Raw genomic sequence first — 22,400 nt, forward strand, 5'->3', positions numbered from 1 at the left:
GGCTTGCCTGCGATAGCAATCTTTCAGTCAGTTGATCAGTGACTGATGCACCGCTATCGCAGGCAAGCCAGCTCCCACATTGGTTTTCAGTGTTCTTTAGAGTGTGGGCTTGGCTCTGCGGGCCTTGAAGAACTCACTCAACACTGTCCCGCATTCCTCAGCCAACACCCCGCCTTCAAACAGCACCCGATGGTTGAGAAACCCTTGGGTAAAAAACTGCCCCTGGCTTTGCACGATCCCCGCCTTGGGCTCCAGCGCGCCGTACACCACCCGCGCGATGCGCGAATGCACAATCAGGCCCGCGCACATGCTGCACGGTTCCAGCGTCACATACAGCGTGCTGCCGACCAGGCGGTAGTTGCTGATCGCCTGCGCGGCGGCGCGGATGGCGACCATTTCGGCATGGGCGCTGGGGTCATTGCCGCTGATCGGGCAATTGAAACCCCGACCGATGATTTCACCGTCCTGCACCAGCACCGCGCCAACGGGCACTTCGCCAAGGGCGGCGCCTTGGGCGGCGAGGGCCAGGGCTTCGCGCATGAAGTCCTGGTCGCGGCTGCGGTCGATAATCGCCGTGGGGCGAATCTGGCGCATCACGCCACCTCGATGGCGGCCATCAGGCCGGTTTCCATGTGATCGATCACGTGGCAATGGAACATCCACACCCCCGGGTTATCCGCCACCAACGCCACGCGCGCGCGCTCGTTCTTGCCCAGCAAGTAAGTGTCGGTGAAGTACGGGATCACCTTGTGGCGGTTCGAGGCGATTACCTTGAAACTCATGCCGTGCAGGTGGATCGGGTGCTGGTACTGGGTCATGTTTTTCAATTCGAAAATGTAGCTTTTGCCCTTCTCAAGCTTGGCAATCGGGCGATCGGCACAGGTCTTGTCGGTGATGTCCCAGGCCTTGCCGTTGATTTGCCACAGGCTCGGCGGTTTGCCGTCATCGACCGACACGGTACCGACCCATTCGAAATTGAAGTTGAGTTTCTCGGCATTCGCCAGGTCCGGCTCGGCGATCGGGTTGGCGGGCAGCGCCGGTGGCCATTCGGTGGGCGCATCGGTATTGGCGACGGAGCGGAAGGTACCCAGGCGCACCGGGCCGTTGCGGATGGAGAGTTCTTCACCGGCAGGCGGTGCCTTGATCGCCAGACAAATACGCATGCCCGGGCCCAGCCAGTATTCCTTGCCCAATGGGCGCGGCTCGACAGGGTTGCCGTCCAGCGCGTAGATCTGCGCATCGACGTCGGGAATGTTGATGCGATAGGTCAGCGTGTTGTCGAGGTTGAGCAGGCGCACGCGGGTGATTTGCCCGGCGGGCAAATCGATCACCGCCTGGGACACGCCATTGATCGTCGACAACCGCCCGGCCGTGCCGCCACGCGCGGCTTCACGGGGTACGCTGAAGGCCACGAAGGCCCCCTCTTCGTCCACGTGCCAGCTTTTCAGGCTCAGGGTGCGCTCGTGTTTGAAACCGGTGGGCTCGCGCTCTTCGATGATCAGCGGGCCCACCAGGCCACGGCCGAGTTCTTCGCTGCTGTTCACGTGCGGGTGATACCAGTAGCTGCCGGCGTCCGGCACACGGAATTTGTAATCGAAGTATTCGCCGGGCAATACCGGCAACTGCGAGACGTAAGGGACGCCGTCCATTTCCAGCGGCAGGCGGATGCCGTGCCAATGAATGGTGGTGGCGACCGGCAAGTGGTTGATAAAGCGCACCCGCAGCCACTCACCCTGGCGCACACGCAACTCGGTGCCCGGCGCCGAGGGGCCAAATGCCCAGGCTTCGGTTTTGTGGCCCGGCACCAGTTCCACGTCCAGCGGCGCGGCGATCAGTTGGTAATCGTGCCCGGCTTCGGCCTCTGCAACTTTTCCCAGCCAGTAGCGATAGCCGCCACCGGCACCGACGCCCACTACGGCCAGGCCTGCGAGACCACCCAGGATTTGTCGACGGGAAAAGGATCGGGACACAACAACCTCACGTATCTGCCACAGGCCAGAGGCCCGCAAAGGGCAGATACGATACACCTGACCCGGCTAAACAGTAAGACTTCGCATTGCCGCATGGCTGAATTCAATGGGTTTGGCTGGGTAACTACACCTCTGGATACACCGAAAATCACTGTGGGAGGGGGCTTGCCCCCGATTGCAGTGGGTCAGCTACAGATAGGCTGACTGACACACCGCTATCGGGGGCAAGCCCCCTCCCACATTTTGATCTTCAGTGATTTTTAGACTGTGCTCACTTGGAGCTGGCAGCCGCCAGGATCAGGGCTTTCATCTCGGCCACCGCGCCTTTGAAACCGACGAACAGCGCGTGCGCCACCAGCGCGTGGCCGATGTTGAGTTCGTTGATGCCCTTGATCGCAGCCACGGCTTCGACGTTGTGGTAGTGCAAACCATGGCCGGCGTTGACGATCAGCCCTTCACTGAGGCCGCACTGTACGCCGTCGATAATGCGCTGCAGTTCGTCAGCGACTTCGGTGGGCGTGGTGGCATCGGCATAGCGGCCAGTGTGCAGTTCGATGGCCGGCGCGCCGACACGGCGCGAGGCTTCAATCTGACGCTCGTCGGCGTCGATAAACAGCGAGACTTCGCTGCCGATCTTCGACAGACGCTCGACCGCAGCCTTGATCCGCGCTTCCTGGCCGGCAACATCGAGGCCGCCTTCGGTGGTGAGCTCCTGGCGCGTTTCCGGCACCAGGCAGATGTGCGCCGGGCGGATGCGTTCAGCGAACGCCATCATTTCTTCGGTGACGCCCATTTCGAAGTTCATGCGGGTTTGCAGCACGTCCGTGAGCAGCAACACGTCGCGCTCCTGGATATGGCGGCGGTCTTCGCGCAGGTGCACGGTGATGCCGTCGGCGCCCGCTTCTTCGGCGTCCAGCGCGGCCTTGACCGGATCAGGGTAACGGGTGCCCCGGGCCTGGCGCAGGGTAGCGACGTGGTCGATGTTGACGCCAAGAAGAATGCGATTGCTGGTGCTCACGGAAGCGCTCCTGAAAAGGGAAAGAAACGCCGCACAGCATACACGGGGTTGTCAGGGCTTTCGAAACAACTCGCGACTGACCAGCGGCCGCCCGCCCAAGTGCACGGCGAGCGCCTGGCGCATCAATCGCTTGGCCGCAGACAAGGCGCCAGGGGCAGTCCAGTCGGCTTCGCTCATGGCCAGCAACTCGGTGCCCTGGAACAGGCCGGGTTGCAGCAGGTAAACGCGTTCCAGGCCAGCGTCGACTTGCAGGCGGTACATGCCGTCTGCGGCGACGGGGTCGCCGTGCAGGTCGTTGCTCAGTTCAAAGCCGTAGCCCAGGTCGTCGAGCAGGCGCCATTCGAAAGCGCGCAGCAGCGGTTCCAGTGGGCGGCCTTCGGCCAGTGCAATGAGCGTCGCGGCGTAGTGATCGAAGACCGCAGGGTGCGGGTCTTCGGCGGGCAGCAGGCGGATCAGCAGCTCGTTGAGGTACAGGCCGCTGAACAGGGCTTCACCGTTGAGCCAGGCGGAATTGCCGACGCTTTCCAGACGGCCGACGTTTTTCAGCTCGCCCTTGCCACGAAACTCCACGTCCAGGGCCACGAACGGCCGGGCCAGCGTGCCGGCCTTGCCTCGGGCGCTGCGCAAGACTGCGCGCAGGCGGCCTTGGGGCGTGAGGAAGTCCACCAGGGCGCTGGTCTCGCGGTAAGCGCGGCTGTGCAGGACGTAGGCGAGTTGGCTGGTGGGTTGGGACATGGATGCTCACTGCTGGAATGCATTTTTGAAAACTGCACAAACCTAACGTGGGAGGGGGCTGGCCCCCGATGGCAGTGTGTCAGTCACTTATCTGTTAACTGACCCACCGCTATCGGGGGCGAGCCCCCTTCCACATTTTCAGCCCTGTGGTGTATTCAAGACCCTACAGGTCGCCGTAGCCCAGGGAGCGCAGTGCGCGCTCGTCATCGGACCAACCACCCTTAACCTTCACCCACAGGTTGAGCATGATCTTGGAATCAAACAGCAATTCCATGTCCTTGCGCGCTTCGGTGCCGATGCGCTTGATGCGCTCGCCCTTGTCGCCAATGATGATTTTCTTCTGGCCGTCACGCTCGACGAGAATCAGCGCATGAATATGCAGGGTTTTGCCCTGCTGCTTGAACTCTTCGATTTCGACGGTGATCTGGTAAGGCAGCTCGGCGCCCATCTGGCGCATGATTTTCTCGCGCACCAGTTCAGCGGCGAGGAAGCGGCTGCTGCGGTCGGTGATCTGATCTTCCGGGAAGAAGTGCTCGTTCTCGGGCAAGTAACCCGCGATCACGCGCTCCAGGGCCTCAAGGTTGTGACCGTGCTGGGCCGAGATCGGCATGATCTGGGCGTTCGGCAGTTGCTCCTGCAGCCAGGTCAGGTGCGGCATCAGCTCGGCTTTGTCTTCGATGCGATCGGTCTTGTTCAGCGCGACGATCAACGGGCCGGTGACGTACTGCACGCGCTCGAGAACCATCTGGTCTTCGTCGGTCCACTTGGTGCGGTCAACCACGAAGATCACCACGTCGACGTCTTTCAACGCCGCCGAAGCGGTTTTGTTCATGTAGCGGTTAAGTGCCTTCTCGCCACCTTTGTGCATGCCCGGGGTGTCGACGTAGACGGCTTGGACGCTGCCTTCGGTCTTGATGCCCAGCATGTTGTGACGGGTGGTCTGCGGCTTGCGCGAGGTGATCGCGAGCTTCTGGCCCAGGATGTGGTTGAGCAGCGTGGACTTGCCCACGTTCGGGCGGCCGACGATGGCAACATAGCCACAGCGTGTTGCGGTTGAATCAGTCATGGCCATTCTCCACGCCCAGGGCAATCAGTGCTGCAGCGGCCGCTACCTGTTCGGCAATACGACGGCTCACACCCTGACCTCGGCTTTTTTCATTCAATAAGGTGATTTCACATTCCACGAAGAACACGCGGCAATGCGGCTCACCCTGGATATCCACCACTTCGTAGCGTGGCAGTTCACAACCGCGCGACTGCAGGAATTCCTGCAGGCGGGTCTTGGGATCTTTGTTGGTGTCGACCAGCGTCAGGCTCTCGATCTCCGAAGCCAGCCAGGCCACCACGCGCTCCTTGGCCGTCTCCATGCCTGCATCCAGGTAGATCGCACCGATCAACGCTTCGAGGGCATCAGCCAGGATCGACTCGCGACGAAAGCCACCGCTTTTCAGTTCACCGGACCCCAGGCGCAAGTATTCGCCCAGGCCGAAACCGCGGGCCAGCACGGCCAGGGTCTCGCCTTTTACCAGCCGTGCACGCAGGCGTGACAGCTGGCCTTCGCGCGCTTGCGGGAAACGCTCGAACAGCGCCTCACCGGCGGCAAAGTTGAGGATGGCGTCACCGAGAAATTCCAGGCGTTCGTTATTACGCCCTGCAAAACTGCGGTGTGTGAGGGCAAGGACCATCAATTCCTGGTCCTTGAAGGTGTAGCCGAGCTGACGCTCGAGACGACTTAGAGAAACGGTCACGGTTTATCCATATCTAGTTGGTGGCACCGGCGGCCATCGACGATTGACGCAGTGTTCAAATTCAAATCCTGGTTGGTGCCGCATGAGGCCGGACTACGCATTGTCCGAACCCCAGAAAAGCATTCGGCGCTGTGTTCACAGCGCCGCCTGTATTACTTGATCAGCCCGACCCGCGAGAAGTTCGGCAGGTGGCTGAGTTTGGGTTCCGGCCAACTCATCCAGACCGCAAAGGCCTTGCCGACGATGTTCTCGTCGGGAACCATGCCCAGCAGGTCCTTGGGAATATTGGGGTCATCCCAGTAACGGCTGTCGTTGGAGTTGTCGCGGTTGTCGCCCATCATGAAGTAGTGCCCGGCAGGCACTTTCCACTCGCCATCAGGCATCGCACGGTAGCGGCTCATTTCCTTACGGATTTCGTGCTCTACCGCGCCGAGTTTTTCCTGATACAGCTCGGCGCTGCCCAAGGTGTTCGGTTCGGCGCCGATCAGTTTCTCGGCCACCGACTCACCATTGATGAACAGACGCTTGTCGCTGGTGTAGCGAATCACATCGCCCGGCAGCCCGACTACGCGCTTGATGTAGTTGACGTTCGGGTCGCTTGGGTAGCGAAACACCATCACATCGCCGCGCTGCGGGTCACCGACCGGGATGACTTTCTTGTCGAGCACCGGCAGGCGGATCCCGTAGGAAAACTTGTTCACCAGGATGAAGTCGCCCACGTCCAGGGTCGGTTTCATCGACCCCGAAGGGATCTGAAACGGCTCCACCAGGAACGAACGCAGCACCAGCACGATGAACAACACCGGGAAGAACGACTTGCCGTATTCAACCAGCAGAGGCTCTTTGTTCAGCTTCTCGACCACCACCGCATCGGGCTGGCTGACGCTGCCCTGATAGGAAGCGATAGCCGCCCGCCGACGCGGGGCGAAGAACACCAGATCGAGCAACGCCAGGAGACCGCAAACGGCAACGGCGATGACCAGCAACAGCGGGAAATTTAGTGACATAGGACCTAACTATCCAACCTGAGCACCGCAAGGAAGGCTTCTTGTGGAATTTCCACGTTGCCCACTTGCTTCATGCGTTTTTTACCGGCCTTTTGCTTCTCAAGCAGCTTGCGCTTACGGCTTACGTCACCGCCGTAGCATTTGGCCAGTACGTTCTTTCTGAGAGCCTTGACGGAGGTCCGTGCAATGATCTGCCCGCCAATGGCGGCCTGGATCGCGACGTCGAACATCTGACGCGGAATCAGTTCTTTCATCTTTTCGGTCAACTGCCGACCTTTGTAGTGCGCGTTGTCCTTGTGCACGATCAGCGCCAGTGCATCTACCTTGTCGCCGTTGATCAGCACATCCAGTTTCACCAGATTAGCCGATTGGTAACGATCGAAATGGTAATCCAGCGAAGCATAGCCGCGGCTGGTGGATTTGAGACGGTCGAAGAAGTCCAGGACCACTTCGTTCATCGGCAAATCGTAGGTCACTTGCACCTGGGTACCGAGGAACAACATGTCGTGTTGTACGCCACGTTTTTCGATACACAGGGTAATGACGTTGCCCAGGTGTTCCTGCGGCACAAGAATATTGGCCCGCACGATCGGCTCGCGCATGTCCTCGATGGAGGACAGATCCGGAAGCTTGGACGGGTTGTCGACGTAAATCGTTTCACCGGTTTTCAGCGCCAGCTCAAAAATAACCGTTGGCGCGGTGGTGATCAGGTCCAGGTCGTATTCGCGCTCAAGGCGCTCCTGGATGATCTCCATGTGCAGCATGCCCAGGAACCCGCAGCGGAAGCCGAAGCCCAGCGCGTCGGAGCTTTCCGGGGTGTACTGCAACGACGAGTCGTTGAGGGTCAGCTTCTGCAAGGCTTCGCGGAAGTCTTCGAAGTCATCGGAGCTGACCGGGAACAGGCCGGCGTAAACCTGCGGCTGGATGCGTTTGAAACCCGGCAGCACGTCTACATCAGGGGTGGAGCTCAAGGTCAGGGTGTCACCGACCGGTGCACCGTGAATGTCTTTGATGCCGGCGATGATGAAGCCCACTTCACCGGCTTTCAGGTCGGTGGTGGCGGTGTGTTTCGGGTTGAACACGCCGACGCTGTCCACCAGGTGGATCTTGCCGGTGGACTTGACCAGGATCTTGTCGCCCTTCTTCACACGGCCGTGGCGTACGCGTACCAGGGAAACAACGCCCAGGTAGTTGTCGAACCAGGAGTCGATGATCAACGCTTGCAGCGGATCTTCGTAGTTGCCGGTAGGTGCGGGGATGGTCTTGACCAGGCGCTCGAGCACTTCGTCGACGCCCAGGCCGGTCTTGGCGCTGCACTCGACGGCGTCTGTGGCGTCAATGCCGATGATCTTCTCGATCTCTTCTTTGACACGGTCCGGATCGGCCTGAGGCAGGTCGATCTTGTTCAGCACCGGCATGACCTCAAGGCCTTGCTCGATGGCGGTGTAGCAGTTGGCCACGGACTGGGCTTCGACGCCCTGGCCCGCGTCCACGACCAGCAACGCACCTTCACAGGCCGCCAGGGAACGGCTGACTTCATAGGTGAAGTCAACGTGGCCCGGGGTGTCAATGAAGTTGAGCTGGTACTTGATACCGTCTTTGGCGGTGTAGTACAGGGTAACGCTGTGGGCCTTGATGGTGATCCCGCGCTCGCGCTCGAGGTCCATGGAGTCCAGTACCTGGGCCTCCATTTCACGCTCGGCAAGGCCGCCGCACATCTGGATGAATCGATCGGCCAGCGTCGACTTACCATGGTCAATGTGGGCGATGATGGAGAAATTGCGGATATGACTCAAATCACTCACGGATCAACACTCAAAAAGGCTGCAGGCAGATTGCCCGCTGAAAAATAGCCGGGAATTGTACCTGATGCTCAGGCCAGACGTCATCTTTGCTGACCAGAACAAAAATGCCCCGTTCTCTCGAACGGGGCATTTTTTGTTCATAAGCGCAGTATCAACCCGCGCGGCGCAACAGCCAGAACCCGGCCAGGGCGCAGATAGTTGTGGGCACCAGCACCGCAAACAGCGGCGAGAAACCGAACACCAGGCTCGACGGACCGAGCAGGTCCTGGGCGATACGGAAGGTAAAGCCCACCAGTACGCCGGTGAACACCCGCTGACCGAGGGTCACGGAACGCAACGGGCCGAAGATAAACGAGATCGCCATCAATACCAGCGCGGCGGTGACCACCGGCTGCAGCACCTTGACCCAGAACGCCAGCCAGTAGCGGCCATTATTCAGGCCCTGATCCTTGAGGTAGTGGATATAGCTCCACAAACCGGTAATCGGCAGGCTCTCCGGGATCATCACCACCGTGTTGAGCAGTTCCGGCTTCAGGGCGATGTCCCATTGTTCGCTCGGCACATTGATCACTTCGGTACTGGCCTTGGTGCCCTGGCCAACATTGCGGAAGTACGTGGTGGTGACGTCACTCAGCGTCCATTTCTCGGCATCGTATTGCGCGCGCCTGGCGAAACTGGAGGTCAGCATGTGCCGTTCCTTGTCGAACGTATAACGCGTCACACCCACCAACAAACCGCCCGGCTGCACGGCGTTGATGTGGATGAACTCATCACCCTGACGGTGCCACAGGCCGTGCTTGGCGCTTTGCGCATCCCCCGAACCCTGGGCCAGGGCGCGATTGGCCTGAGCGGTGGCCTCGGCCGGTGGCGCCACGTACTCGCCGATCAGCACGCTGCACGCCATCAGCAGGAGCATGGGTTTCATTACCGCCCAGACAATGCGCCCGATCGATACACCGGCGGCGCGCATGATGGTCAGTTCGCTGCTGCTGGCCAGGCTGCCCAGCCCGATCAGGCAACCGATCAGCGCGGCCATCGGCATCATGTCGTAGAGCCGGCGCGGTGCGGTCAGCGCCACGTAACTCAACACATCCATGACGGTGTAGGTGTCGGTGACGTTGCCCACTTCGTCAATAAAGGCGAACAACGAGGCCAGGCCGAGAATAATGCCCAATACCGCCAGAATGGCGATCAGTACGCTGCTACCAATGTAGCGATCGAGCTTAGCCACGAGCCAACTCCTTCAGGCCACGACGGCTCTTCATTTTCAAACGGATAGGTTCCCAGTAGAGCAGCCCCAGGCCGATCAACAGGAAGATCCCGTGCACACCCCACAGGCCGAGGACCGGCGACAACTTGCCTTTCTCCATGGAACCACGGGCGGAAATCAGCAGGGTCAGGTAGGCCATGTACAACAGAATTGCCGGCAACAGCTTGAGGAAGCGACCCTGACGCGGGTTGACGCGCGACAGCGGCACGGCCATCAACGTCACGATAAATACCAGCAGCGGCAGCGACAGCCGCCATTGCAGCTCGGCGACGGAGCGCAGTTCCTTATTGTTGAACAGCGACGATGTCGGCAGCGCATCGCGGTCAGTGACCTCTTCGCTGATGTCCGGCTTGGCCAGCATTACGCCATAAGTGTCGTACTTGATCGCCCGATAATCGGCGAGGCCAGGGCTGCCGTCGTAACGGTAGCCATTTTCCAGGATCAGGTAACGGCTGCCATCCGGACGCACTTCCTGGCGACCACTGTTGGCCACCAGAATCGAGATGCCACGGTCTTTCTGGTTCTGCCCGAGATTTTTCTGCGAAATAAACACGCCGCCCAGGTTGGCACGGTCATCCGTCATGGTCTCGGTGTAAGTCACCCGCGTGCCATCGTTCAGCGCTTGAAAGCGCCCAGGCTCAAGGGTGTCGAACTCAGTCATCGCATCCTGCTTGTTCAGCAGCAGCTGGAACTGCATGGCGCCCTGAGGCGCCAGGCTCATGCTCAGCCATGCCACCACCAGGGCAACGCCGGTGGCCGGCACCATGGTCATGGCCAGCAGACGCTGCTGGCTCATGCCGGTGGCCGACAGCACGGTCATTTCACTTTCGAGGTACAGCCGGCCATAGGCCAGCAAAATGCCGAGAAACAGGCCAAGTGGCAGGATCAGTTGCAAAAAGCCTGGCAGGCGAAAGCCCATGATCAGGAACAGCGAGCCCGGATCCAAAGCGCCCGAAGCGGCCTGAGCCAGGAATTTGACGAAACGACCACTCATGGTGATGACCAGCAATACCGCACTCACGGCACTCAGGGTCAACAGGACTTCGCGGGACAGATAACGGAAGACGATCAAACCAGACACTCCAGGGTTGTCAGGCTAAGGCGGCCAAACAAGCAAGCATACCGAGTCGACCCGTTTGCACGGGCCGGCTAAAAAGATGGCGCATTATCCTGTGATTGACCGCGCCTGTCACGGTGCTTGCTCATACGCGTGCACAAAGCATGCGGCAAGGGTTGTCAGGCTCCGCTGGCGAGGTTCAAACTGCGGCCTTTGTCGCTGGCGGTTTACAGAGCTGCCACGCTTTAAAGCCTGGGTACAGACTCAGGCTCACAGACCTTTATAAGGGACCCGAAAATGGAATTGGTTGTAAAAAGCGTTAGCCCCGAAACGTTGAAAACCGCCACCCTCGTGGTCGCTGTCGGCGAAGGCCGCAAGCTCGGCGTCGCCGCCAAGCAACTGGATGAACTCAGCGGTGGTGCCATCAGCGCCGTGCTCAAGCGCGGCGACCTGGCCGGCAAAGTCGGCCAAAGCCTGCTGCTGCAGAGCCTGCCCAACCTTAAAGCCGACCGCGTATTGCTGGTGGGCGTGGGCAAGGACGCCGAACTGGGCGACCGTCCGTTCCGCAAGATCATCAGCGGCATTCTCAACACCCTCAAGGGCCTGGGCGGCAGCGATGCAGCACTGGCCCTGGATGAAATCGTCGTAAAAGGCCGTGACAGCTACGGCAAGACCCGCCTGCTGGCCGAAAGCCTGGTGGATGGCACCTACGTCTTCGACCAGTTCAAGAGCCAGAAAGCCGAACCGCGCGCCCTGAAAAAAATCACCCTGCTGACCATCAAGGCCGCCCAGGCTGAAGTCGAGCGCGCCGTGACCCACGCCCAGGCCATCGCTGCCGGCATGTCGTTCACCCGCGACCTGGGCAACCTGCCGCCGAACATCTGCCACCCGACTTACCTGGGCGAACAAGCCAAGGCGCTGGGCAAAGAATTCAAGGGCCTGAAGGTTGAGGTGCTGGACGAGAAAAAAATCAAGGACCTGGGCATGGGCTCCTTCTATGCCGTGGGCCAGGGCAGCGACCAGCCGCCACGCCTGATCGTGATGCAATACAACGGCGGCAAGAAGTCCGAGAAGCCTTACGCGCTGGTCGGCAAAGGCATCACCTTCGACACCGGCGGCATCAGCCTCAAGCCGGGCGCAGGCATGGATGAGATGAAGTACGACATGGGCGGCGCCGCCAGCGTGTTCGGCACCCTGCGTGCCGTGCTGGAACTCAAGCTGCCGATCAACCTGGTGTGCATCCTGGCGTGTGCCGAGAACATGCCGAGCGGCGGCGCGACCCGTCCGGGCGATATCGTCACTACCCTGAGCGGCCAGACCGTCGAAATCCTCAACACCGACGCCGAAGGCCGTCTGGTGCTGTGCGATGCGCTGACCTACGCCGAACGCTTCAAGCCACAGGCCGTGATCGACATCGCCACCCTGACCGGTGCCTGTGTGGTTGCCCTGGGCGCCCACACGTCGGGCCTGCTGGGCAACAACGACGAGTTGATCGAGCAACTGCTCAGCGCCGGCAAGGCTGCCGACGACCGCGCCTGGCAACTGCCGCTGTTCGATGAATATCAAGAGCAGCTGGACAGCCCGTTCGCCGACATCGCCAATATCGGCGGCCCGAAAGCCGGCACCATCACCGCAGCCTGCTTCCTGTCGCGCTTTGCCAAGAACCTCAACTGGGCTCACCTGGACATCGCCGGCACGGCCTGGACCAGCGGCGGCAAGGACAAGGGCGCCACTGGCCGTCCGGTGCCACTGCTGACCCAGTACCTGCTGGATCGCGCCAAAGCCTGAAACTGAAGATTCCGGGGCGGCCCTCTTGCCGCCCTGGTCTCAGGAACCGCAATGACCCAAGTCGACTTCTATATATTGCCCAGCGCCGATCCTTCCGCGCGCCTGGACTTTGCCTGCAAGCTCACCGAAAAGGCCTGGCGCATGGGCCACCGCATCTACCTGCATTGCAGCGATGGCGCCCAACGTGATGACCTCGACGCGCGCTTATGGCGCTTCAAGGGCGAAAGCTTCGTGCCGCACGGCCCTGCCGAGTCCGAACCCGAAGGCCTGGTTGTGCTGGGCCTGGGTGACAGCTGCGGCGATCACAACGACCTGTTGGTCAACCTGGACCTGAAAGTACCCGCCTTCGCCAAGGCATTTGCCCGTGTGGCAGAAGTGGTGGTGGAAGATCCGGCTATTCGTCAGGCCGCGCGGGAGAGTTTCCGTTTCTACCGCGAACAGGGCTATTCTCTGCAGGATCACCGGCTACAACGACTTTGAGTACATGATGGACACGCCAAACCCTATAAAAAAAGACGACCACCTGCTGGACGACCTCGAGTCGATCCGTCAGTTGCTCGGTGATGATGGCTTGCAACCGCCGCTGCTGACCGAAACGGTCGACGCCGAGGTACAGATTCCGCTGCTGTTCGACATGGTCAGTGGCAAGCCTGTTGCACCCGAGCCTGTCGCTGCCGCTCCCGTGGCAGAAGCCAAGCCCGCCGCAGAAAAAGCGCCCGACGCCCTGCTGCTGCATCTGGACAACGAGTTGCGCGCCGCTGCGCAGTTGATCATGCAGGATGTGATCGACGACTTTGCTCCGCATATCGAAGCCGAAATCAAACGGCGAATGGATGCGCGCATGGAGCGGTTGCTCAGCCAATATCAGTCCTGAGCCACACCTGGATCTACTGTGGGCGGGGGCTTGCCCCCGATAGCGCTGGGTCAGCCAGCTTATCAGTCACTGACCTACTGCTATCGGGGGCAAGCCCCCTCCCACATTTGCACTGCGTACGTCTCTAGCCTGTCTTCGCCTCGCCCTGCGCCCTATCCCCCGTTATACTTGCCGGCTTTCCTGAATTAATGCCAACTAGGGTCCCGCCGCGCATGGATAAGACCTACCAGCCGCACGCTATTGAAACTTCCTGGTACGAGACCTGGGAGTCCGAGAATTATTTCGCTCCGCAAGGCGCGGGTGATGCCTACACCATCATGATTCCGCCACCGAACGTCACTGGCAGCTTGCACATGGGCCATGGCTTCAACAATGCGATCATGGATGCGTTGATCCGTTTCCGCCGCATGCAGGGCCGCAACACCCTGTGGCAACCGGGCACCGACCACGCCGGTATCGCCACCCAGATGCTGGTGGAACGCCAACTCGAAGCCACCGGCCAGAACCGTCATGACCTGGGTCGCGAGAAATTCCTGGAGAAGATCTGGGAATGGAAAGACCAGTCCGGCGGCAACATCAGCCGTCAGATCCGTCGCCTGGGCTCGTCCGTAGACTGGAGCCGTGAGCGCTTCACCATGGACGACGGCCTGTCGGAAGCCGTGAAAGAAGCGTTCGTGCGCCTGCACGAAGACGGCCTGATCTACCGCGGCAAGCGTCTGGTCAACTGGGATACCAAGCTGCACACGGCGATTTCCGACCTCGAAGTGGAAAACCACGACGAGAAAGGCTTCCTGTGGAACCTCAAGTACCCGCTGGCCGACGGCGCCAAGACCGCCGAGGGCAACGACTACCTGATCGTCGCCACGACACGTCCGGAAACCATGCTCGGCGATGCCGCCGTGGCCGTTAACCCGAACGATGAACGCTACCAGGCGCTGATCGGCAAGTTCGTTGAACTGCCGCTGGTTGGCCGTCGTATTCCGATCATCGCTGACGACTACTGCGACCCTGAATTCGGCACCGGCTGCGTGAAAATCACCCCGGCTCACGATTTCAACGACTACGAAGTCGGCAAGCGCCACAATCTGCCGCTGCTGAACATCTTCGACAAGAACGCCGCCGTGCTGCCGGCGTGCCAGGTGTTCAACCTCGACGGTACGCTGAACGAGAGCATCGACGGCAAGATCCCGGCCGAATACGCCGGCCTCGACCGTTTTGAAGCGCGCAAGCAGATCGTGGCGGCGTTCGACGCTGCCGGTTTGCTGGTGAGCGTTGACGACCACGCACTGAAAGTGCCGAAAGGCGACCGCTCCGGCACCGTCATCGAGCCGTGGCTGACCGACCAGTGGTACGTGTCCACCAAGCCGTTGGCTGAACCTGCGATTGCCGCGGTGGAAGACGGCCGCATCCAGTTCGTGCCTAAACAGTACGAAAATATGTACTTCTCGTGGACGCGTGACATTCAGGATTGGTGCATCAGCCGTCAGCTGTGGTGGGGCCACCGGATTCCGGCCTGGTACGACGAGTCGGGCAAAGTCTACGTTGGCCGCGATGAAACCGAAGTACGCGCCAAGCACAACCTCGGCCCGGACGTGGCGCTGCAACAGGACAACGACGTACTGGACACCTGGTTCAGCTCGGGCCTGTGGACATTCTCCACGCTCGGCTGGCCGCAACAGACTGAGTTCCTGAAAAAATTCCACTCCACCGACGTGCTGGTCACCGGCTTCGACATCATTTTCTTCTGGGTTGCCCGGATGATCATGCTCACCATGCATTTGGTGAAGAACGAAGACGGCACGCCGCAAGTGCCGTTCAAGACCGTGTACGTGCACGGCCTGGTGCGTGATGGCCAGGGCCAGAAGATGTCCAAGTCCAAGGGCAACGTCCTGGACCCGCTGGATATCATCGACGGCATCGACCTGGAAACCCTGGTGCACAAACGCACCTCGGGCCTGATGCAGCCGAAACTCGCGAAGAAGATCGAGAAGCAAACCCGCGACGAGTTCGCCGACGGCATTGCCAGCTATGGCACTGACGCCCTGCGCTTCACCTTCTGCTCACTGGCGTCCACCGGCCGCGACATCAAGTTCGACATGGGCCGCGTCGAAGGCTATCGCAACTTCTGCAACAAGATCTGGAACGCTGCGCGCTACGTGCTGGATAAAGGCGAAGACTGCGGCCAGAACGGCGAAGCCTATGAGCTGAGCCTGGCTGATCGCTGGATCATCTCGCAGCTGCAGCGCACTGAAGCCGAAGTGACCCGCCAACTCGACCAGTTCCGTTTCGACCTGGCCGCACAAGCCTTGTACGAGTTCATCTGGAACCAGTATTGCGACTGGTACCTGGAACTGTCCAAGCCTGTGCTGTGGGACGAAAACGCGCCGGTTGAACGTCAGCGTGGCACCCGCCGCACCCTGGTGCGCGTGCTGGAAGTGGCCCTGCGCCTGGCGCACCCGTTCATGCCGTTCATCACCGAAGAAATCTGGCAGCGCCTCGCGCCGCTGGCCGGTATCGAAGGCAAGACCATCATGCTGCAGCCTTGGCCGGTGGCCAACGAAGCGCGCATTGATGAGGCGGCCGAAAGCGATATCGAATGGCTCAAGACCTTGATGCTCGGCACGCGCAACATCCGCGCCGAAATGAACATCGGGCCGGGCAAGCCATTGGCGGTATTCGTGAAGAATGCCAGCGCCGAAGATCAGCGTCGCCTCACCGAGAACGACGCGCTGCTCAAGAAGCTGGCAAAACTGGAGTCGATCACCGTATTGGCTGACGGCGCCGAAGCACCGCTGTCCGCGACTGCTTTGGTCGGCGACATGGAAGTGCTGGTGCCGATGGCTGGCCTGATCGACAAGGGCGCGGAACTGGCCCGTCTCGACAAGGAAATTGCCCGCCTGCAAGGCGAAGTGCAGCGAGTGGGCGGCAAGCTGTCCAACGCGGCGTTCGTCGACAAGGCGCCGGCTGAAGTGATCGACAAAGAACGCGCCAAGCTGGCCGAGGCTGAACAGGCCTTGGGCAAGCTGGCGGAGCAACATGCACGGATTTCCAGCCTGTAAGGTGAACCCCGTGTAAGAAAGAGGCCTTCGGGCCTCTTTTTTTTGCCCTGGAATTTTTCAATCCTTGCTGGCAATCCAGTCAATGTGGCAGGGGGCTTGCCCCCGATGGCGGTGTATTAGTCTGCATATTTTTACCTCTCACACCGCAATCGGGGGCAAGCCACCTCCCACATTTGCCCGAGAGGGTCTCAGGATGTGTGACAATGCCCACCACTTTGAGCCAACACCAGAATCAACATGACCGCCCCCAGCACACCTAAACCTCCGCGCAAGAAGCCTAAATCCGCCCCCCCGGCCAAGCCCGTGGCACCGCGCAAAGAGGCAACCCTGCACCCGCGCAACCGCCACACAGGCCGTTACGACTTCCCGGCGCTGATCAAGACCACGCCGGAACTGGCGCAATTTGTGATCATCAACCCGTACGGCAAGGAGAGCATCGACTTTGCCAGCCCGGACGCAGTGCGGGTGTTCAACCGGGCGCTGTTGAAGGCGTTCTATGGCATCCAGCATTGGGACATTCCGGCGGACTACCTGTGCCCGCCGGTGCCGGGGCGTGCCGATTACGTGCATTTTCTTGCCGACCTGCTGGCCAGCGTCAACGACGGCAAGATCCCGCGCGGTTCAATCGTCAAGGTGCTGGACATCGGCATGGGCGCCAACTGCGTCTACCCGCTGATTGGCTATATGGAGTACCGCTGGAACTTCCTCGGCTCGGAGGTCGACCCTATCGCGGTGTCCGCCGCCAAGGCCATCGTACAGTCCAACGACCTGAGCAAAGTTATCCAACTGCGTCAGCAACCCAACCCCAAGCAGATCCTGCTGGGCCTGCTGGAGCCGGGCGAACGCTTTGACCTGACCATGTGCAACCCGCCGTTCCACGCGTCCATGGAAGAAGCCACCAAGGGCAGCGAGCGTAAGTGGCGCGCCCTGGGCAAGGCCGATCCCAAGCGCAAGTTGCCGGTCCTGAACTTCGGTGGCCAGTCGGCGGAGCTGTGGTGTGAGGGCGGTGAAGCGCGCTTCGTCACGCAGCTTATCGCCGAGAGTGCGCACTTTGCCCACAAGGTGCTGTGGTTCAGCACCCTGGTGTCAAAAGCGTCGAACTTGCCCGCGATCCAGACAGCCCTCAAAAAAGCCGGCGTACTCGAAAGCCAAGTGGTGGAAATGTCCCAGGGGCAGAAGCAAAGCCGCTTCGTGGCCTGGACCTTCCAGACCAAGAACGAGCAGCAGATCTGGCGTCAGCGCTGGGTGCGCGACTGAAACGGTGGCGAGGGCGTTTGCTCCCTCGCCACGGTTGAGCCGCCACTGCAGTCAAATCGCAGGCAACAAAAAACCGTGCCCGGATTGCTCCGGAGCACGGTTTTTTTTGCTGCGTCTTACTTGTTAACAGCGTCGGTCAGGCCTTTGGCCACAACCAGCTTGATAACTTTCTTGGCAGCGATTTCGATGGCAGCGCCAGTCGAAGGGTTACGGCCAGTACGGGCTGGACGCTCAGTCACTTTCAGTTTGCCAACGCCTGGCAGAGTGATTTCGCCGCCGTTTTCCAGCTGATCAGCAACAACTTGGCTCAGTTGGTCCAGCAGAGCGCGCACGGTAGTTTTCGGTGCGTCTACTGCTTCAGCCAGGTCAGCGATCAGTTGGTCTTTAGTAATAGCCATTGTGGTGTTCCTTCCCTATCAAATTCATATGGATTGCAGAGTGCAGTGTCAGCCGTCGAGCCTGACCGTCAAGGCCTGGCACCCCCGGCCATAACCACGGGATCGGGGTTATAGATGCTTGAAACGGGGATTGGTTCGACCTGACAGATGCTGAATGCACGCTTAACGCCGAGTCTTGGCGTAAGACGGGGCAAAACTAGCACAGAGACGGGGAAATATCCGCCTCAACATACCCATTTGGTCAGCTTTATCGCTCTAAACCGTGAAAAAAAGGCATATAGCCCGTGGGAGGTCGCCCAAAACAGCCTTCCAAGCGCGTCATGGCCAATGGGTGCGGTACACTGGCGACTTTTTGGGGAGGCTTACCGCTCCCCTTCAACCAGCCGAGAAGCCTATGCCGATCCGTCACTGCATCGTCCACCTGATCGACAAAAAACCCGACGGCACACCCGCAGTTCTGCATGCGCGCGATTCGGAGCTTGCCGAGTCGGCCGCCATCGAGAACATGCTTGCCGACCTCAACGAGAGCTACAACGCCAAACAAGGCAAGGCCTGGGGTTTCTTCCATGCCGAGTCCGGCGCGCACCCGTTCAGCGGCTGGTTGAAGGAATATTTCGACGGCAGTCAGGATTTCACCCGTTTCAGCCGCACGGCGGTCGAGCACCTGCAAAAGCTGATGGAGGAGTCCAACCTGTCCACCGGCGGCCACGTGTTGTTTGCCCACTACCAGCAAGGCATGACCGACTACCTGGCGATCGCCCTGCTGCACCACAGCGAAGGCGTGGCAGTGACCGATGAGCTGGACGTGACCCCCTCGCGTCACTTGGACCTGGGCCAACTGCACCTGGCGGCGCGGATCAACGTGTCCGAGTGGCAGAACAACAAGCAATCCAAGCAGTACATCTCGTTTATCAAAGGCAAGAACGGCAAGAAGGTCTCGGAATACTTCCGCGACTTTATCGGCTGCCAGGAAGGCGTCGACGGCCCGGGCGAAACCCGTACCCTGCTCAAGGCGTTCAGCGACTTTGTCGAGAGCGAAGACCTGCCCGACGAATCTGCCCGCGAAAAAACCAAAACCCTGGTGGACTACGCCAGCAGCCAGGCCAAACTCGGCGAGCCCATGGGCCTGGAAGAGTTGTCGGGGTTGATCGATGAAGACCGGCCAAAAGCGTTCTACGACCATATCCGCAACAAGGATTACGGCCTGTCGCCGGAAATCCCGGCCGACAAACGCACCCTCAACCAGTTCCGCCGCTTCACCGGTCGCGCCGAAGGCTTGTCCATCAGTTTTGAAGCGCACCTGTTGGGCGACAAGATCGAGTACGACGAAGCCGCTGGCACTTTGATCATCAAAGGCCTGCCGACCCAACTGACTGACCAGCTCAAGCGCCGCAACTGATGCTCGGCGGGGTCTTCAAGAAAGTCCTGTTGGTGTTGCTGGTCGTGGTGGTGATCCAGAACTGGGGCAAGATCGAGCGGCTGTTCAACCCCTCGCAGGTGGTTTCGGAGCAAGTACGCACATCGGCGCGTGTGGTGCTCTATGCCACCGAGTGGTGTGGCTACTGCAAGCAGATCCGACGTTTTCTGGACCAGAAGGGCATTCCGTACCAGGCGCTGGACATTGAGAAGGATGCCCAGGCGCGCAAAGCCTATGAGGCATTGGGCGGCGGCGGGATTCCGTTTGTGGACGTGAACGGCACGCTGATTCGCGATTACAACCCTGAAGCGATCATGGCCGCGTTGAAATAGCTAATCTGCAAAACACTGCAGAACTAATGTGGGAGCGGGCTTGCTCGCGAAAGCGCAGTGTCAGTTGCTACAGGCATTGACTGATCCACCGCCTTCGCGAGCAAGCCCGCTCCCACATTTTGCTCTGCGCCAGCCTTAGTTAGAAGTTGGCTTCCAGCGACACCATCGCCGTGCGCTCTTCCCCCACGTTGTAATACGCCGTACTCGGCGCCAGGCCATTCACCGGTACCGAGTTGAACGCCACAGTGCGGGTCGAGCTCAGGTATTGCTTGTCGAACACGTTAAGCATCGAGAAGCGCAACGCTGCCGACTTGATGACTTTCTTGTCCACCGGCAAGTAAATACCAGCGTTCAGGTCGAATACCGTGCGGCCTTCGATTTTTTCCTTGTTGGTCAAATCGCCATAGAAGCTGCCGACGTACTTGCCCGCGATGTTGCCGTAGAAGCGCGCGTCGTCATACCCGGACACCAGGTTGAACATGTTTTCCGGCACGTTGGCCAGTTGCTTGCCCGCCGTCGGCAACAGCACATTCTTGCTGAGCAAATCGTCTTGCTGCTCGGACTTTGTGTAGGTGTACGAGGCGTAGTAGTTGAAGTGATGCGGCAACAAACCGCTCCACTCCAGTTCCAGGCCTTTGTTATCAACGCTGCCGACGTTGAGCACCATGTAGTCGCCGGCAGAATCGGTGGTCGACACCTGGCGATCCTTGAAGCTGATGTAGAACAGGGTCGCGCTCAACGCCATGTCGTCTTCGGTGTAGCGCCAGCCCAGCTCCTGGTTCCAGCTCAACTCAGACTTCAGGCTGACCGAGTCGCCCTTGTTGTACAGCACATAGTTGGGCGGCGTGCGCATGTTGCGGGTGACGTTGTAGAAGGTCTGGTTGCTTTCGTCGACCTGGTACTTGGCGCTGAAACTCGGCAGGAACTGGTGATAACGGGTGTTACGTTTTTCTGGTTTGTCGTACAGGCTGCCGAGGTTGTTGCCGTCACGCTCGACGTATTGGTACGCCACGCCGCCGACAAAACTCAGGTCCGGCGTGGCCTGCCAGCTGTCCTGCACCCAGAGTTTCTGCGACGGGGTGACGGTGTAGTAGTGGCGGCCCTGGACAGTCGCGCCGTTCTTGTCGACGACCTGCCCGCCGCTGTTGTAATCGCCCCACACATCATCGGGCGCGCCTTCGCCGTTGATGCCGATAAACGGCTGGGTCTGGCGCTGGCGTGCGCGCTCATACCAGTAGCCATAGTCCAGGCTGTGTTCTTCGTTGATGTCCCATTTCATTTTCGCGGTGACGCCAGGGCGCCAGGTTTCGGTCCACGATGGCCGGTAATAGTTGGCCGATTGCAGGTTGCTCAGGTTGTAGTTGCCGGCTTTATCAGACTTCGGCCCCAGGTTCGATGCGGTCTGGCCGCTGAAGCTGCCACCGTTGGCCCAGTAGTAATAGGGCGTGACCGTCAGCGCCAGGTTGTCCTGCAACTGCCAGCGCTGGGTGAGCGTGGCGTTGACGCTTTCGAACGGGTTGCGATTGAGCTTATAGGACGACGACAGCAAACCCGACTTGTACACCGGCGTTTCCGAGTAGTCCTTGCGGCGCCCTTCGGTCTCGAACTGCGACTTGCTCAGGGTGTTGTAGTTGTAGTTTTCCTGGTTGTTGTATTTCACCGTGGCCAGGGTGGAGTTGCCGTTGCCGTCTTCAAACAGGCTGCTCCACTCGACTTTGTCACTGCGCAGCGTGCCTTTGCCGCGCCACTTGTCACCCTCAAGGTGAGAGGCCGACACCCAGCTCTTGAGGCCGCCAAAATCGCCCGTGTTCACCCGCACGAACGTCTTGCGCAGGTCATTGGCACCGACGATCTGTTTGGCGAACAGCCCGGACTCTTTGGTCGGGCGAATCGTGATCATGCCGATGTTGCCGCCGCTGGAACCGATGTGCGGGCCGTCCGCCTCGGAGGAGCCCTGGGTGGCAAACACTTCGGCGAGGTTTTCCGGGTCGCCGAGCTGGTTTGAATACACGCTGTAGTTGCCCGAGTCGTTGATCGGCACGCCGTCGACAGACACCCCGACCTGGTCCGAACTCATGCCCCGCATGGTGAAGTTGGTGCCGCTGGTGCCGCTGGCGTCGTCGCTGGATACGTTGATGCCCGGCGTGTATTTAAGCTTGTCGATGGCGTTGGCGGTCGCGGACATTTCGTCCATGGCTTCCTTGGTTACCGTCGACCGCGCCTTGGCACTTTCTTCGCGAATCATGTGCCCGTTGCCCAGGGTTTGTTTGCCGGCAACATTTACCGAACCGACATCCTGAGTGGTGTCTGCCAAAACCAGCGGCGCAAAGCTACCTAGGCCCGATGCTAAAAGCAGGGCAGAGAGTGTGTTGATCTTCACAAGTAGATCCCTTACGTGCATCTATCTGTTGTTATGGAGGGAGGTACTGGCTGTCAAAACCGGGTGAACGGCGACGCCAATCTTCCTGACCACCTGCTCAGGAATCCGGGGATCATCCTTGGCCCGTGTAACGGTTTGGTGACAGGTTTTGGCAATTGGGATGAAGGTTAAATGAACGCTCTACAGGCACCGGGATACCTGGCCTACAGCGCCATGTAAAAAACCGGCAAGGGGAAATTTTTGAAAGAATCGCCACGCTGAAAGTGACGATCGAAGCATTCGTGT

The 22,400-nt window shown here is 60.0% G+C and carries 19 protein-coding genes; 7 read left to right on the forward strand and 12 right to left on the reverse strand.

From position 1 onward, the window contains the following. Window positions 1-96: 96 nt before the first annotated feature. From tadA to lptF, 10 genes are all read right to left on the reverse strand, one after another. Entirely contained in the window at window positions 97-594 is a 498-nt protein-coding gene (gene tadA / locus NTD89_RS26885) for a tRNA adenosine(34) deaminase TadA (protein WP_145161398.1), read from the reverse strand. After that, window positions 594-1,970, reverse strand: a complete 1,377-nt coding sequence (locus NTD89_RS26890; RefSeq protein ID WP_145161395.1) for a multicopper oxidase family protein — start codon at window positions 1,968-1,970, stop codon at window positions 594-596. The genes tadA and NTD89_RS26890 overlap by 1 nt, the downstream gene beginning before the upstream one ends. A gap of 271 nt (window positions 1,971-2,241) precedes the next feature. Further along, window positions 2,242-2,988: a pyridoxine 5'-phosphate synthase gene (pdxJ, locus tag NTD89_RS26895; protein WP_262210570.1), complete on the reverse strand. Its 747-nt coding sequence runs from the start codon at window positions 2,986-2,988 to the stop codon at window positions 2,242-2,244. A 51-nt stretch (window positions 2,989-3,039) separates the two neighbouring features. Further along, on the reverse strand, window positions 3,040-3,723 hold the full coding sequence (gene recO, locus NTD89_RS26900; protein ID WP_145161389.1) for a DNA repair protein RecO: 684 nt from the start codon (window positions 3,721-3,723) through the stop codon (window positions 3,040-3,042). Between the two features lie 163 nt (window positions 3,724-3,886). Further along, window positions 3,887-4,789 carry a GTPase Era gene (era, locus tag NTD89_RS26905; protein WP_003234112.1) on the reverse strand — a complete coding sequence of 301 codons (903 nt, stop codon included), beginning with the start codon at window positions 4,787-4,789 and terminating at the stop codon, window positions 3,887-3,889. Further along, window positions 4,782-5,471, reverse strand: a complete 690-nt coding sequence (gene rnc, locus NTD89_RS26910; protein ID WP_094951369.1) for a ribonuclease III — start codon at window positions 5,469-5,471, stop codon at window positions 4,782-4,784. The genes era and rnc overlap by 8 nt, the downstream gene beginning before the upstream one ends. 152 nt (window positions 5,472-5,623) lie before the next feature. Continuing rightward, window positions 5,624-6,478, reverse strand: coding sequence for a signal peptidase I (gene lepB, locus NTD89_RS26915; protein ID WP_106579465.1), 855 nt, complete (start codon window positions 6,476-6,478; stop codon window positions 5,624-5,626). A 5-nt stretch (window positions 6,479-6,483) separates the two neighbouring features. After that, the gene (lepA, locus tag NTD89_RS26920) at window positions 6,484-8,283 is read right to left on the reverse strand and encodes a translation elongation factor 4 (protein ID WP_003210439.1); all 1,800 of its coding nucleotides are present in this window, start codon (window positions 8,281-8,283) and stop codon (window positions 6,484-6,486) included. A 151-nt stretch (window positions 8,284-8,434) separates the two neighbouring features. Continuing rightward, the gene (lptG, locus tag NTD89_RS26925) at window positions 8,435-9,514 is read right to left on the reverse strand and encodes an LPS export ABC transporter permease LptG (protein ID WP_214248028.1); all 1,080 of its coding nucleotides are present in this window, start codon (window positions 9,512-9,514) and stop codon (window positions 8,435-8,437) included. After that, on the reverse strand, window positions 9,507-10,625 hold the full coding sequence (lptF, locus tag NTD89_RS26930) for an LPS export ABC transporter permease LptF (protein WP_145161384.1): 1,119 nt from the start codon (window positions 10,623-10,625) through the stop codon (window positions 9,507-9,509). The genes lptG and lptF overlap by 8 nt, the downstream gene beginning before the upstream one ends. A 282-nt stretch (window positions 10,626-10,907) precedes the next feature. Here lptF and NTD89_RS26935 point away from each other — a divergent pair, with 282 nt between their 5' ends. The 5 genes from NTD89_RS26935 to rlmF all read left to right on the forward strand — a co-directional run bounded on the left by NTD89_RS26935 (window position 10,908) and on the right by rlmF (window position 17,588). After that, the gene (locus NTD89_RS26935; RefSeq protein WP_145161381.1) at window positions 10,908-12,398 is read left to right on the forward strand and encodes a leucyl aminopeptidase; all 1,491 of its coding nucleotides are present in this window, start codon (window positions 10,908-10,910) and stop codon (window positions 12,396-12,398) included. 51 nt (window positions 12,399-12,449) lie between these two features. Beyond that, complete coding sequence (locus NTD89_RS26940) at window positions 12,450-12,878, forward strand: DNA polymerase III subunit chi (RefSeq protein ID WP_145161378.1); 429 nt, start codon at window positions 12,450-12,452, stop codon at window positions 12,876-12,878. Window positions 12,879-12,885: 7 nt separating this feature from the next. Beyond that, entirely contained in the window at window positions 12,886-13,272 is a 387-nt protein-coding gene (locus tag NTD89_RS26945; RefSeq protein ID WP_145161375.1) for a DNA polymerase III subunit chi, read from the forward strand. Window positions 13,273-13,484: 212 nt separating this feature from the next. Next, window positions 13,485-16,331, forward strand: coding sequence for a valine--tRNA ligase (locus tag NTD89_RS26950; RefSeq protein ID WP_262210574.1), 2,847 nt, complete (start codon window positions 13,485-13,487; stop codon window positions 16,329-16,331). Window positions 16,332-16,568: 237 nt separating this feature from the next. After that, window positions 16,569-17,588: a 23S rRNA (adenine(1618)-N(6))-methyltransferase RlmF gene (rlmF, locus tag NTD89_RS26955; RefSeq protein ID WP_262210575.1), complete on the forward strand. Its 1,020-nt coding sequence runs from the start codon at window positions 16,569-16,571 to the stop codon at window positions 17,586-17,588. Window positions 17,589-17,704: 116 nt separating this feature from the next. Here the strand turns inward: rlmF and NTD89_RS26960 are convergent, their stop codons facing one another. Further along, complete coding sequence (locus NTD89_RS26960; protein WP_003188840.1) at window positions 17,705-17,986, reverse strand: HU family DNA-binding protein; 282 nt, start codon at window positions 17,984-17,986, stop codon at window positions 17,705-17,707. A 394-nt stretch (window positions 17,987-18,380) separates the two neighbouring features. Between NTD89_RS26960 and yejK the strand changes: the two genes are divergently transcribed. Together yejK and NTD89_RS26970 are read left to right on the forward strand one after the other, a co-directional pair. Continuing rightward, the gene (gene yejK / locus NTD89_RS26965) at window positions 18,381-19,385 is read left to right on the forward strand and encodes a nucleoid-associated protein YejK (protein ID WP_106579474.1); all 1,005 of its coding nucleotides are present in this window, start codon (window positions 18,381-18,383) and stop codon (window positions 19,383-19,385) included. Continuing rightward, entirely contained in the window at window positions 19,385-19,735 is a 351-nt protein-coding gene (locus NTD89_RS26970; protein ID WP_145161369.1) for a glutaredoxin family protein, read from the forward strand. Before yejK ends, NTD89_RS26970 begins: the two co-directional genes overlap by 1 nt. Window positions 19,736-19,874: 139 nt before the next feature. Here NTD89_RS26970 and NTD89_RS26975 read toward each other — a convergent pair whose 3' ends face one another. Continuing rightward, complete coding sequence (locus tag NTD89_RS26975) at window positions 19,875-22,115, reverse strand: TonB-dependent receptor (RefSeq protein ID WP_262210577.1); 2,241 nt, start codon at window positions 22,113-22,115, stop codon at window positions 19,875-19,877. Between the last annotated feature and the right edge of the window lie 285 nt (window positions 22,116-22,400).

This window comes from Pseudomonas sp. 14P_5.3_Bac1, from assembly GCF_025466135.1.
Taxonomy (GTDB): Bacteria; Pseudomonadota; Gammaproteobacteria; order Pseudomonadales; family Pseudomonadaceae; genus Aquipseudomonas.